Source organism: Chroogloeocystis siderophila 5.2 s.c.1 (assembly GCF_001904655.1).
Taxonomy (GTDB): domain Bacteria; phylum Cyanobacteriota; class Cyanobacteriia; order Cyanobacteriales; family Chroococcidiopsidaceae; genus Chroogloeocystis; species Chroogloeocystis siderophila.
Genome location: NZ_MRCC01000028.1, coordinates 1 through 13,399, shown reverse-complemented (window position 1 = coordinate 13,399; position 13,399 = coordinate 1). Strand labels below are relative to the sequence as shown.

The 13,399-nt window shown below is 44.0% G+C and carries 11 protein-coding genes and 1 pseudogene; 4 read left to right on the top strand and 8 right to left on the bottom strand.

All coding sequences use genetic code 11. From position 1 onward, the window contains the following. Nucleotides 1-28 precede the first annotated feature (28 nt). Entirely contained in the window at nt 29-913 is an 885-nt protein-coding gene (locus NIES1031_RS22025) for an ion channel (RefSeq protein ID WP_073551583.1), read from the top strand. 128 nt (nt 914-1,041) lie between these two features. On the opposite strand, the gene NIES1031_RS22020 is transcribed toward NIES1031_RS22025, so the two are convergent. Then, nucleotides 1,042-1,557, bottom strand: coding sequence for an Hsp20/alpha crystallin family protein (locus NIES1031_RS22020; RefSeq protein WP_073551582.1), 516 nt, complete (start codon nt 1,555-1,557; stop codon nt 1,042-1,044). A 317-nt stretch (nt 1,558-1,874) separates the two neighbouring features. Further along, a complete protein-coding gene (locus tag NIES1031_RS22015; RefSeq protein WP_073551581.1) occupies nt 1,875-2,537 on the bottom strand; it encodes a TetR/AcrR family transcriptional regulator in 663 nt (220 codons plus the stop codon). A 206-nt stretch (nt 2,538-2,743) separates the two neighbouring features. On the opposite strand from NIES1031_RS22015, the gene psbA reads away from it, so the two are divergent. After that, nucleotides 2,744-3,847 (top strand): photosystem II q(b) protein, encoded by a 1,104-nt coding sequence (gene psbA, locus NIES1031_RS22010; RefSeq protein WP_073551580.1) that lies wholly within the window; start codon nt 2,744-2,746, stop codon nt 3,845-3,847. An 89-nt stretch (nt 3,848-3,936) separates the two neighbouring features. Here the strand turns inward: psbA and NIES1031_RS24590 are convergent, their stop codons facing one another. Further along, the gene (locus NIES1031_RS24590; protein WP_218596928.1) at nt 3,937-4,086 is read right to left on the bottom strand and encodes a hypothetical protein; all 150 of its coding nucleotides are present in this window, start codon (nt 4,084-4,086) and stop codon (nt 3,937-3,939) included. Between the two features lie 298 nt (nt 4,087-4,384). Beyond that, a complete protein-coding gene (locus NIES1031_RS22000) occupies nt 4,385-6,850 on the bottom strand; it encodes an ATP-dependent Clp protease ATP-binding subunit (RefSeq protein ID WP_073551578.1) in 2,466 nt (821 codons plus the stop codon). 517 nt (nt 6,851-7,367) lie between these two features. Here NIES1031_RS22000 and NIES1031_RS21995 point away from each other — a divergent pair. Next, on the top strand, nt 7,368-8,012 hold the full coding sequence (locus NIES1031_RS21995) for an ABC transporter ATP-binding protein (RefSeq protein WP_236738949.1): 645 nt from the start codon (nt 7,368-7,370) through the stop codon (nt 8,010-8,012). Between the two features lie 273 nt (nt 8,013-8,285). Further along, a pseudogene (locus NIES1031_RS26480) lies at nt 8,286-8,393 on the top strand (hypothetical protein); the annotation flags it as partial. Between the two features lie 164 nt (nt 8,394-8,557). On the opposite strand, the gene NIES1031_RS21985 reads toward NIES1031_RS26480, so the two are convergent. The 4 genes from NIES1031_RS21985 to NIES1031_RS21970 form a co-directional block, all read right to left on the bottom strand. Then, on the bottom strand, nt 8,558-9,529 hold the full coding sequence (locus NIES1031_RS21985) for an NAD-dependent epimerase/dehydratase family protein (RefSeq protein ID WP_073551576.1): 972 nt from the start codon (nt 9,527-9,529) through the stop codon (nt 8,558-8,560). Further along, nucleotides 9,526-10,674 carry a hypothetical protein gene (locus tag NIES1031_RS21980; RefSeq protein ID WP_073551575.1) on the bottom strand — a complete coding sequence of 383 codons (1,149 nt, stop codon included), beginning with the start codon at nt 10,672-10,674 and terminating at the stop codon, nt 9,526-9,528. Before NIES1031_RS21980 ends, NIES1031_RS21985 begins: the two co-directional genes overlap by 4 nt. Before the next feature lie 37 nt (nt 10,675-10,711). Next, nucleotides 10,712-11,992 (bottom strand): aminotransferase class I/II-fold pyridoxal phosphate-dependent enzyme, encoded by a 1,281-nt coding sequence (locus NIES1031_RS21975; protein ID WP_073551574.1) that lies wholly within the window; start codon nt 11,990-11,992, stop codon nt 10,712-10,714. Between the two features lie 138 nt (nt 11,993-12,130). After that, on the bottom strand, nt 12,131-13,240 hold the full coding sequence (locus tag NIES1031_RS21970; protein WP_073551573.1) for an aromatic ring-hydroxylating dioxygenase subunit alpha: 1,110 nt from the start codon (nt 13,238-13,240) through the stop codon (nt 12,131-12,133). Nucleotides 13,241-13,399 lie beyond the last annotated feature (159 nt).

Below are 13,399 nucleotides of genomic sequence, written 5' to 3'. Positions count from 1 at the left end.
TACCATTAAAGTTAAGTAGGAGCGACTCATGACCCAAAAGCGTCGTTCGTCTCGTGTAGTACGTATTGTCAATAAGGACGGGCGGTTAAATATTGTTGGTAGTAACAAATGGTATTCCTACTGGCGCGATCCATATCATTTGTTGCTGACGGTTCCTTGGATCGGGTTTTTGGCGATCGTGACGTTAGGCTATATTGCCAGTAATACTTTCTTTGCCTTGGCTTACTTGCTAGGAGGTAATGGAATTGCTAATGCACGCCCTGGTAACTTTTTTGACGCCTTCTTTTTTAGTATCCAAACAATGGCGTCGATTGGTTATGGTGCAATGTACCCACAAACGCTTTATGCCAACATTCTAGTGACGATTGAATCTTTACTCGGCTTGATGGGGCTAGCAATGGGGACAGGATTAGCGTTTGCGCGTTTGTCACAACCTACCGCCAGAGTCATTTTCAGCCGTGTAGCAGTGGTAGATTTGTATGATGGAGTCCCTACACTGATGTTTCGCACCGCCAATAAGCGCCGCAATCAGATTTTAGAGGCTGAATTGCGCGTCCGTTTAGCGCGAGATGAAGTGAACGCGGAAGGGTTATCTATGCGAAGAGTTTACGATCTACCGCTTGTACGCAGTCAAAATCCTAGCTTTGCACTTTCTTGGACAGCGATGCATCCTATTGACGAATCTAGCCCCCTCTATAAAGCTACACCTGAAATCCTTGCGCAACAAGAAGCCTCAATTATCATTACACTGATTGGCATTGACGAGACGGTTTCTCAAACAATTCACGCGCGTTATGTCTATGTTGCACGCGATATTTTATGGAATATGCGATTTGTTGATATAATGTTGCGGACTTTGGATGGCGATCGCTATCTTGATTATTCGCGTTTTCATGATGTCACAACGCTATAAAATTGCAAATGGCTATACTATCTAAATCAGCATAAAAAATGCTGAGCCATGTCGAGAAAATCTCATACAACTCAGCAATTGATTAAGTTATGACATCATTGGCTCAAAAATGAGCATTGTTTGCACTACTAAACGGCTGCTGGTTCAGCTTTGTCTACGTGACTATTAGTATCAGGCTCGTTAGCAATTTCTGGAGCAGCAGTAGAAGCGTCTGCAATATTGACTTTAACAACTTTACGACGCGCTTCTGTCACTTTAGGTAGTGTTAAGGTCAAAATGCCATTTTTGAACTCAGCTTGTACTTGATCGTTCTGGATAGCAACAGGTAAACCAACAACACGCTGGAACTTACCATAACGGAACTCACTGCGGAAAAGTCCACGTTCTTGTGCTTGCTGTTCGCGACGATATTCACCGCGAATTGCTACTGCTTCTCTTGTTACCTGAACATCTAAATCTTTACCTTCTACTCCAGGAATCTCAGCCCGAAGTATTAAGCTATCTTCAGTATCTTTTAACTCTACTGCAGGTTTCCAAAATGTTTCTGGCTGTTGATTATTGCCTGCTAATTCTTCAAAAACTTGATCCATTTGACGACGTAGTGTTTCAATTTCTTGGAAAGGTTGCCAACGAATCAGTGCCATATTTAATCTCTCTTTTACTCTTAGCTTTGTTTAATCATATTTGCTGCACATCTCTATAATGCCCAGCCACCATGCTTTTGGAGGTAGGGTAAACCGGAGAAGTTTCAGGAGAGATACCCGAATTTTTCGTTTTAACTTTGTTAGAGGCGATCGCACATTTAAAACAGCACTTGTCAGAAGTAGTTTTATAATTAGAATTTATGAATTAATTTAAGTTTTGATAATTTTTACAGTAAGCGAAATACTATGTACAAAAAGTGACATTAAGCTGATTTATATAACTGACAAAAAGCAACTGAAAAACGACACAATTATAGCTACTTACTTGTCTGTTGATTTCTAACACCAGCCAGAATTAAATCAACAACTTCTTGAGCATGTTGTTCTACTGTTTCTGGATTAAGTAATGGCGCGCCTTGCCAAAGATACTTCATATTCTCGTAGGCAGTAAAGTAGAAATTACAAGCTCCCATAATATTCACTATGGTGTGCTGTGGATGAAGTTTGCGGAAGCATCCTTCTGCAATTCCCCGCTCTAAAATTCTTGTCACAATACCAAAGACTTGCTGTGCGCGATCGCTACTGAGAACGTGTTGGTAATACTTACCTTGATTTTGCAGCGCTTCATGAATTTGAATCGGACCAAGATTCGGATAATTAAAGTCAGTCGCGATTTGTCGCCGGATGAGTTTTTCTAATGCTTCTTCAGGCGGTAATTGTTCGAGTTCCTCTGGCTGAATTGAATCCATGTACCTACCAAAAAAAACACGCTCCAACACTGCGACGTAGAGATCTTCTTTACTTTTGAAGTAGTAGTAAATCATTGCCTTGGTGACGCCTGTTTTCGCCGCAATCTCTTCTGTCTTCGCCGCATTTAAACCGTATTGCGCAAATTCTGCTTCGGCTGCATCAAGTATTGCTGTTTTTGTTGCTTCTGCATCCCGCACCTGTTTTGCTGCTTTTCCTGCTTTAGCTACCACTACGATTTTTTTTACACCATTAACGTATCATCCTGTTCGATCATAGGCGCTGAAATAATTTTGTGTCAAAGCTTTGAGACTTTTTTGTAACTGAAACACATTTAGGTGTTGACAAAAAAAGTTTATTGCGGCATATTAACTAACAAGTCAGTTAATTAATTTAAATACAGAACTGACTGTAAACCTTAACGTCATCATCCAACATCATGACAACGACTCTACACAGACGCGATGCGAATCTGTGGGAGCAGTTTTGCAATTGGGTCACTAGCACTGATAATCGCCTTTATGTGGGCTGGTTTGGTGTTTTAATGATTCCGACTTTGCTTGCTGCAACCACCTGTTTCATTATTGCTTTCATTGCTGCACCGCCCGTTGATATTGACGGAATTCGGGAGCCTGTTGCAGGTTCACTGTTGTATGGAAACAATATTATTTCTGGTGCAGTTGTACCGTCCTCGAATGCGATCGGCTTGCATTTTTATCCAATATGGGAAGCTGCAAGTTTAGATGAGTGGCTGTATAACGGTGGTCCTTACCAACTGGTGATTTTCCACTTTCTCATTGGCATATTCTGCTATATGGGACGCGAGTGGGAACTCAGCTACCGTCTAGGGATGCGTCCGTGGATTGCTGTTGCTTACTCTGCACCTGTCGCCGCTGCTACCGCAGTATTCTTGATTTACCCTATCGGTCAAGGGAGCTTTTCTGATGGAATGCCGTTAGGTATTAGTGGTACTTTCAACTTTATGTTAGTGTTTCAAGCTGAACACAACATTTTGATGCACCCGTTCCATCAACTAGGAGTAGCAGGTGTCTTCGGTGGTGCGCTGTTTAGTGCAATGCATGGTTCGTTAGTCACCTCAACTCTGGTACGCGAAACAACTGAACTTGAGTCTCAAAGTTACGGCTACAAGTTTGGGCAAGAAGAAGAGACTTATAATATCGTTGCTGCTCACGGCTACTTTGGTCGCCTAGTTGGACGCACAAACGAGGTTATCTTAGGAACCACAGCAAACAGTCGTACACTGCACTTTCTCCTTGCAGCTTGGCCCGTAGTTGGTATCTGGTTTACTGCTTTGGGTATCAGTACTATGGCGTTTAACCTGAACGGTTTCAACTTTAATCAGTCGGTTCTGGACTCGCAAGGACGTGTGATTAGTACTTGGGCTGATGTGTTGAATCGCGCCAACTTGGGTATGGAAGTGATGCACGAACGCAATGCACATAATTTTCCACTTGATTTAGCTACAGCAGAAGCGGTACGAGTTGCAATGACTACACCTGCAATTAACGCTAAATTGTCTTAAAAGTTTGTCTTCTATGATTGCTTAATCAGCGCTCTTTCACGGGGGCGCTTTTTCTTATCATTTATACGACTCTTAAGTTCTGAGCAATTCTATTGTTTGTCTCTTGCCAATTTTTCGGCGATCGCTTCTCGAATCCAAGGCGCGAGTGCATCTTTTGCAACGGCTCGTAGTTCGGCTTCTAAACTCGGCGGTAGACGAATACTGATTGGCTTGCTGATGACTGGCTCGGAATCAGTCACAAATTTCCCAGATTTTGTATCTCGCTTACTCATAGAAGCAGAGTCTTAGTTTTAGGTAAGTGAGTGAAAATAAATGTAACTCAAAGGTTGGTAACTGGTCATTGGTCATTGGAAAGAATACCTATTACCCATTACCTGACATACAATTATGCCCACATACTTATTTACTTTAACGAACCACATTGGCGTAGCCTTCCCGCAGGGTAGACACAAAGAGCACAAAGTTTGTTGGGAATGGCGATCTCTCTATAAAAAATCCCCCAGCGTGATTGCTAGGGGTTTGGGATAAGCTAGGTGATTAACTAACAGAAGATAGTAACAACTCTTTGTTGGCTACTTTTTCTACCTTGACTTCACCGCGATCGTCAACGTCAACAATAGCTGTGTCTCCGATTTTGATTGAACCTGCTAGCATTGCTTCGGCTAGACTATCTTCAAGCAGTCGCACGATCGCTCGACGTAATGGTCTTGCACCGTAGCTAGGGTTGTAGCCTTCTTGAACTACGCGGTCTTTGAACTTAGCAGTCACATCGAGTTCGATTCCTTGTTCTACCAAGCGGGTGGAAACTTCGCGCAACAGAATATCAGCGATTTGCGTGATTTCTGGTTTGGTCAACTGACGGAAGACAATGATATCGTCTACGCGGTTAAGGAACTCAGGGCGGAAGTGTTGCTTCAACTCTTCATTCACAAGATTGCGAATGCGATTGTAACTCGACTCGCTTTGACTATCAGCAATCTCAAACCCTAAACCGCCGCCACCTTTTTCGATGACTCGCGAACCAATATTGGAAGTCATGATCAGTAGCGTATTCTTGAAGTCTACTGTCCGACCTTTGGCATCTGTCAAGCGACCATCATCCATGATTTGCAACATCATGTTGAAGACATCGGGGTGTGCTTTCTCGATTTCGTCGAATAGCACTACAGTGTAAGGTCTGCGACGTACTGCTTCTGTAAGTTGTCCGCCTTCATCGTATCCAACATATCCAGGAGGTGATCCAATCAGTTTGGAAACCGTGTGGCGTTCCATAAACTCGGACATATCGAGGCGAATCATCGCTTCTTCTGAACCGAAGAAATAAGCAGCAAGCGCTTTGGTTAGTTCGGTTTTACCAACTCCGGTAGGACCTGAGAAGATAAAGCTCGCGATTGGGCGCTCTGGGTTCTTTAAGCCAACTCTAGCGCGGCGAATTGCGCGAGAAACTGCTGTTACAGCTTCTTGTTGACCGATAATCCGCTGATGTAGGGTGTCTTCTAAGTGCAACAGCAATTCAGATTCGGTTTCTGTCAACTTATTAACAGGTACGCCAGTCCAGGAAGCAACGATTTGCGCAATGTCTTCTTCATCAACAACAGGAGTGTTGACATCGTTTTGATTTTCAGAAATCGCTTTGATTTGAGCTTCAAGTTCTAACTCGCGATCGCGTATTTGTCTTGCTTTATCGAAGTCTTGTACTCTAACGGCGGCTTCTTTGTCGCGCGATACTTGGACTAATTCGCGCTTGACTTGGCTTGTCGCAGATGCTTGCGAGTTTCTTAAACGAACGCGCGAACCTGCTTCATCAATCAAGTCGATGGCTTTATCGGGTAAGAAGCGATCGCTAATGTAACGATCTGATAGCTGTGCAGCGGCTTCTAGGGCGATATCAGTAATTTTGACGCGGTGATGTTGTTCGTAAGTCGTGCGTAAACCGTGCAGAATCTCAATCGTTTCATCTACCGAAGGTTCGCCAACCATAATCGGCTGGAAACGACGCTCAAGTGCTGCATCGCGTTCGATGTGCTTGCGGTATTCATCGAGTGTTGTAGCACCGAGACACTGCAACTCACCACGGGCTAATGCTGGCTTGAGGATATTCGCCGCATCCATACCACCTTCAACACCACCAGTACTGATCAAAGTGTGAATTTCGTCGATCATGAGGATGATGTTACCCGCAGCGCGAATTTCCTCTATGATTGCTTTGATGCGTTCTTCAAAGTCACCTCTAAAGCGCGTACCCGCAATCAGTAACCCCATGTCTAGGCTGATGACTTGGCGATCTTCGAGGATGTCAGGAACGTTTTGGGTAACAATTCGTTGGGCGAGTCCTTCGGCGATCGCGGTTTTTCCAACACCAGGTTCACCGATTAACACGGGGTTATTCTTCGTCCGCCGTCCGAGAATCTGGATCGCGCGTTCGATTTCTTTCTCGCGTCCCACAACAGGGTCGATCTTACCTTCGGCGGCGAGCTTTGTTAAATTGGTGCTAAATTCATCTAGAGTCGCTGTTTTACTTGCAGTGCGACCACTACGGCGGTCGGTATTACCCACAGAAACGGCTGCTACCTCTCCATGCTTTTTAATGACTGCGGTGCGAATTTGTTCGAGGTGAATACCTAAGTTACTCAGTACTTTCGCTGCTACGCCGTCGCCTTCGCGAAGTAATCCTAAGAGAATGTGTTCTGTGTCAATGTAGTTGTTTCCGAGTTGCCGAGCTTCAGCTAGAGCTTGCTCAAAAACACGCTTAACTTTGGGAGTGAAAGGAAGTTCAGCGGGGACAAATCGATCTCCCCTACCGATAATTTTTTCTACTTCTGCGCGTGCATCTTGGAGGGATACTCCTAGCTCGGTCAGCACTTTTGCTGCTACTCCCGTACCTTCTCCAATCAAGCCTAAAAGAATCTGCTCGGTTCCTACCAAGTTGTGTCCCAGGCGACGTGTCTCTTCCTGGGATAGCATGATTACCTTGATGGCTTTATCTGTAAAGTATTCAAACATCGTGGTTTCCCTTACCGAGCTTGTTTAGGTAGGGCTATCTGCCCTTACATAAACTTTCATATAGTTAGTTATGTTTAATGTAACTTTATGCAAACAACTCCCGCAGTGGGAACAGCCGTAATTGTGAAGGAGTGTTACCCACATATCTTTGACGTAAACGTTAGTGTTGAGCGACGAGAGGTCAGGGGTCAAAGGTCAGAGATAAGGGATAAAAGCTAGTTGAGGCAATTAGTTTGAGCTTTTATAATAGCTTCACCATATTGAGCGTTGCTATAAGCAGAAGAACAGTCAAAACCCTGATCTCTAGATTTGTTCCTCTGAGGAGAATCTTTTTCGTAGCGAGCAGCGTCTAATACTATTAAGATCCTTAAAACTGAATAAACTGAAGTAACTTAGTACTGAATAATTCTCAAAGTAGTCTATTGTGTCTATAATAAGCCGTACCCTGGTTGATCCCAAATCGATAAAACTAACTAACCAACGGAAAACAAAAGCGATCTTGACAAAAGGTGTAGAGATGGCTTTCCGGTCGGGACGAGAATGCTTTCAGGTTCTAAAAGGAATTGACTTAGACGTTTCTCCTGGCGATATTCAACTGTTGATGGGACCATCGGGATCAGGAAAAACGACTTTGCTGTCGATTTTGGCAGGCTTGCTGACACCAACGGCGGGTAGCGTTTATTTACTCGGCGAAGAGATTACAAAAATGTCTCGCGAGAAGTTAGCACGCTTTCGCTTAGAGAATATCGGGTTTATTTTTCAGGGCTTTAACTTGTTTCCAGCACTGACAGCAGCAGAGAATGTCGAATTAGTGCTGAACATCAAAGGGATTAAAGGACGACTAGCACGAAATCAGGCGCAATATCTACTCGAACAGGTAGGCTTGGCTAGTCATACAAATTATAAACCAGGGGACTTATCTGGCGGACAAAAACAACGAGTAGCGATCGCCCGTGCATTAGCAGGTAATCCGCAACTAATTATGGCAGACGAACCCACAGCCGCATTAGACTCGCGTAGCGGACACAATGTGATCGAGTTACTGCGGATATTAGCCAAAGAAGAAGGCTCTACGGTACTCATAGTAACTCACGACCCGCGTATCATTGATGTCGCCGATCGCGTTGCTTACATGGAAGATGGAATTTTACGGCAAGAATGAGCGAACATAGAAAAAGAAAAGCGTTTAGTAAATTGATGCGATTTATCAATAAATTAATTCAAAAACTTGACTGCTTAGTTAAACAAGCTAAAGTAAACAATCTAAAAATAGAAAAAATGCAAATTGAGGTAAGCAGTCTGCAAACGCTGAAAGTATATTTAATATAGTAGTTTTGTGCCATGAGTGTTGTTATCTCAGATGAAATTCTACAAGCATCTGGGCTGATTCCAATTGAATTCCGCCAAGAGTATTGCATTATAATTATTCCAAACAGGTCGTTTAACATTATTAGGCTATGCCAGTAAGTTGGCTGATATGTCTCCTAATTCTTTTTGCCAACTTCTCAAGCAGCGAAGTATCCCGCTTTACTCATACATATGACATTGAAGATTTTGAACTGGATCTAAAGAACTTGCGGGAATTGGAGCGAAGCCAGTCTAGACTTGGTGTACACCGTAGCCAAAATTGGGGGACGAGGGGGCAAATCATACTTCTGTTCGGCAACGCCACTATAAGGTGACGATACTCAGTTTTATCATCCTTACCTAACCAGATTCCTGAAGCGCTTTAGCAATTTCTGATAACGTTTCTTTAACTGAACGCGGTTTCCAGCCTAACTTTTGACGTGCTTTTGTCGCATCAACTCGCACGCAGCGATCGTAAATATAGTGAATCCGTTCGCGACTTAGAGGTGGTTGCCATTGTAATAAACGTCCGATGGGATCGAGAAGATTTCCAGCTAGCTTAACAATAGATTTTGGTGCTTCCGCAGGGATAGGAATTCCTGTTTGTTGACTTAGCAATTCAAACATTTCTCGTGTCGAAAGTTCCCCCGCAGAAATAATGTAGTGTTCTCCTGGAGGACTTTTCTCAGCGGCTAGCAGCATTGCATCAACCAAGTCATCGACATGAACAATTCCGGTAATGCGATCGCCTCCCGCCCATAACTTTAAGCGCCCTTTGAGAAATTGCTGCAATACTGGACCAAAATGCGGATCGTCTGCACCAAAGATTCCTGATGGTAAGACGCTTACAACTGGAAGATCTTGGGATGCAAATTCATCGACAATTTGTTGGGCTTGATATTTTGTGCGATCGTAAGCTGAGGAAAAGTCGGTTTGTCGGCGTTGAAATGTCTCATCGACAACTTCGCCTTTGGTATCGCCAAAGATACCAATCGTGCTGCAATATATAATCTTCGATACCCCTGATGCTTGGGCAACTTCCATCACCGCGCGAGTTCCCTCGACATTGACGCGCTGCATTTTGTCTGCATTGACTAACCCTAACTCAACATAGGCGGCGGTATGAAATACCGTATTAACACCTTGCATTGCCGTTTGCAAAGCATCGCGATCTGTGATATCACCGTAGACGAGTTGCAACTGAGAATTGGCAAGACGTGATAAGTTGCTTGACTTGCGTACCAAACCCACAACTTGCGCGCCGCGTTGTTGTAGCGCATAAACTAAGTGAGAGCCAGTAAAGCCGTTAGCTCCCGTGACAAGTGCCTTCATAGGGCTTTTTCGTAAATACGATACGTTTTATATATTTTGCCGCCAGCAGCTTCGATGAGTTTACGCGAAGGATAATTATCCTCGTACACCCACGATAATTCCGCACGTTTGTACGGCTTACCTTTTTGAATTCCGCCTTGCATTCCCAGATAAATTAGAGCCAAAGGCACCATTTTCAAGCGATAGTCTGGTAGCGAGCAAATTGTAATCACTCGTCCTTGATCGATTTGACGACGATACCACAAAAACTTGAGAATTCCTAACCAGTTTAATTTACCATTGACGTGCTTTAAGGGAATATTGTAATCGGGTAAACCCATGAAAAAGCCGATCATTTCGCCGTTGTATTCGGCAATGGGGAATACATCAGGGTCTATAATGTTTTGTAATTCTTTCGCTTCTTCGAGAAATTCAGCTTCAGTGCGGGGTGTGGAACTCCAGCTATGCGCAAACGCTCGATTGAAAAGGTGATAAATGGCGATCGCATCTTTTTCAAAACTTTCGCCTTTAGTTCTAATCGGACGAAAGTTGACACCCGATTTACAAGCTACGCGATGCGCTTTTTCAAACTCTTTGGGTAAAGGTTTATCTAAAGGAAAATCATACGCATAAGCATCTTTTGCTTTTTGCCATCCATCACGTTCAATCAACTCTGGATAGTACGGCGGATTATACGGCATCATCACGAGTGGTGGCGAGTCAAATCCATCGACTAAAAAGAAACAACGGTTGTGCGTCGATAGGTCAATAGGACCTCGAACGCGAGTCATCCCTTGTACGCGTAGCCACTCACTTGCTGATGTTAGTAATGCTTGCGCAACATCAAAATCGGAAACGCATTCAAAATAGCCAAATAACCCAATGTTATCTCCTTCGCGTTCAATCAACCTTTGATTGACTGCGGCGACAATTCTACCCAAAGGCTGAGGGTTATCTACGTCTTGCGATAGGGCAACGAACTGTTGCAGCTTTCCATACTGAGAGAAAGGATAGTCAGAAGTAAACTCTTTGGTGATGCTGCTGCGAATCGGTGGTATCCAATGGGGATCACTAGCATAAATTTTTGCTGGTAGGTCGAGGAATAACTCACGCTCTTTCGGAGTTATTACCGCTCGAACCTGAAAGTTTATTGATTGTGTAGGCACTTTAATTCACCAAGCGATTGAGCTAATAGCCAATAAGTTAGGCGCTGAGCGTTGGTTTATAAAATAAATCTCTGGTGGCTACCATACCTGCAACTAAGCGATCCATCTCTTCACGCGAATGTAAGGCGTTGACAGTGATGCGCAAGCGCGGTTTGGCGATAAACCAGATCGGCGACACCCACAGCCCATAGTTATGCATCAATTGCCGCGCAAAGATTTTCGGATTGATTTCTGATGTTAGAATAACAGGAATAACGTTCGTCTCACCAATTGCGACAAAATCGTGTTCCGCAAGCCGCGATCGCAAATAGCGGGTATTTGCTTGCAAGTTCTGTACCAATTCAGGACGTTGACGCACTTGGCGAATACTTTCCAACGCTGCTGCTGCAAGTGGTGGTGATAGTGAAATTGTCCCGATTGACGTTGGCGAGACATTTAATAAAGGTTTTAACTCAGCAACGTGCGTGCTAATTGCGGCACCAGCTGACGCAGCAAACTTTGAAAACGTCGTCATAATCAGCGGTACTACACCGCGTTCGATTGCCTGCGTAGGTAAAATGCCAAAATGCTCGTAAATCCCGCGTCCTGTCGCCCCTAATGCGCCGCTAGCATGCGCTTCATCCATTAATAGCACACTGCCTTCGTAGTGGTGTAACACATTGAGCATATCGGGGAGTGGGGCGATGTCCCCATCCATCGAGAATACGGCATCGGAAACGACTAAAATGCGATCGCCAGGTCGAGCGTAGCGCTGTAACTTCCGCCGCAAGTCTTCGACATCACAATGACGATAAGCTTTAACGCGTACTTGCGGGCTGTGACTAAACACTTTCCCTGAACGTGTTCCCGCGTTGACAACCGCCGACACAATACAGCCATGATTCAGGACATCAGTAAGAATGAGTGTTTCGCGGGTATTTTGAAATCCTGGTACAGGAATTGCAAGGTGACAAAACGCGTCCATCATCGCTTGCATCGCCATCCACGCATTGAGAAATAGTTGTGTATGCGGTAAATGCTTGAATGCAGATATTTCGTCTTCTAGCTGTTGGTGTAATGTAATCCGCCCGCTTAAAACGGATGTGGAACTATTCGATGTGCCATATTGAAGGATCGCATCAATCGCCGCTTGTTTTACTGCTTCGCATTGTACGAGTCCCAAAACATCGTTGGTGCAGAAGGTGAGAACAGTTCTCTTCTCACCTGTGTCTGCGTCAGAAATCTCGACGAGATTACCTTGCTTGCGATGACAAACGTACTCATCGGGATCGAGTCCGCTTTCGTACCACCGTTGAACGTATTCTTTGATAACTTGCACGAATCTAATCCCCTCACCTTTATCCCAGATAGCTTATCCTGTTTGAGTTAAGAAAATATTGCCTTTGGTTAGGTAGTTAACGCTATCCAGATTTAAAAAACCGTAGCATAGGACAAATAGTATTTATGAATAAATTATTTAAGACCCACTCGTAGAATTGGTAATTGATTCTCGCTCCTGGTATTTTAAGGACGGTTGTATAGATTTTTGCATAAATTGTTCATATTGCCGGACAATTAATCGTTGAATAGCAATAATTGCTGGATTAATTTCTACATATCTGCGTTGGCGATTCGCAAGATAGTTGCGCTGTTCGCTTTCGATCATTTCAATGTCTTGCGCTAGAAACTTAGACAAGACAAAGTGCTGAAGTAGTGGTATGAGTATGGGTTTGAGCGGTTGTAGTACCCATTGTGGTAGGCGGACTTTAAAAAAGAATAAGGCAAATGAACGACTTTCGTTAGGTCCTATGGGTAAACGCATCAAGTATAAAGAGGAAACGCCTTGTAATGAGGTTGCATAGTGCGGGTAACGATACTCTACAGTAATGGGCAATGTAGTGACGGTATCGGCGCGATCGCTTAACCCCAGGAATTTCGCCATATGTCCTTTGTATGAGACATTATACTCTGCCCGTACGGAAGTTTCGGTTTCTTTGAGGCTGAGTAAAACGGGATCGAACCAGCCTTGCAATCCTTGGTGCAGAAATCCATGAAACACATCCATTGTGTTTTCATTGCAGATAGAAAAATGTGCCTGAAAATGAGCAGAGATGGGTACAACTAACCACTCACCTTCAAAAAACTCTGGAATATGGGGTAATTGACAAGTTGCAGCAAGATTAGGTTCCCCAGGAAAAATCCAAATCAGATTATATTTTTCTTGAATAGGATAGCTGCGAACAGTTGCACGCGGTAGCTTTTGTTGTTCTGGTAAGTAAGGAATTTTTACACAACTTCCTTTGCTATCAAATTCCCAACCGTGGTAAGCACAAGCCAGGTTACAGCCGTGGACTTTACCTTTGTGTAATGCAACACCTTTGTGTGGGCAAAAATCTTCGAGTGCATGAAGTTGACCATTGATATCGCGGTAGACTGCGATCGCCTGCTGCCAGATGACGACAGATATAATTTCTCCAGGTATGAGTTGTTCTGCCCAACCTACCGCATACCAGTGATTTGGGTTAATTCCTACCTCACGGACAGCATTTTGCACAGTGTGGCTTGTGAGTGTTGTCGCCAGTTCCATAGACGAGTGCTGTTGGCTTTGTATGTGACAATATTTAGCCTCTCGCCGAGTGAAAGTCAATCAATTTTAGACGATTTAAACTTTTGCCGGAAACAGCAAGTCAATAGACTTCTTGCAAAAGTCACTGGTTGTATGGCACAAGTAGGTGAGACAGAGGAG

Coding starts and splice junctions, on each gene's coding strand:
- NIES1031_RS22025 (WP_073551583.1), top strand. CDS start 29: ATGACCCAAAAGCGTCGTTCGTCTCGTGTAGTACGTATTGTCAATAAG.
- NIES1031_RS22020 (WP_073551582.1), bottom strand. CDS start 1,557: ATGGCACTGATTCGTTGGCAACCTTTCCAAGAAATTGAAACACTACGT.
- psbA (WP_073551580.1), top strand. CDS start 2,744: ATGACAACGACTCTACACAGACGCGATGCGAATCTGTGGGAGCAGTTT.
- NIES1031_RS22000 (WP_073551578.1), bottom strand. CDS start 6,850: ATGTTTGAATACTTTACAGATAAAGCCATCAAGGTAATCATGCTATCC.
- NIES1031_RS21995 (WP_236738949.1), top strand. CDS start 7,368: ATGGCTTTCCGGTCGGGACGAGAATGCTTTCAGGTTCTAAAAGGAATT.
- NIES1031_RS21985 (WP_073551576.1), bottom strand. CDS start 9,529: ATGAAGGCACTTGTCACGGGAGCTAACGGCTTTACTGGCTCTCACTTA.
- NIES1031_RS21970 (WP_073551573.1), bottom strand. CDS start 13,240: ATGGAACTGGCGACAACACTCACAAGCCACACTGTGCAAAATGCTGTC.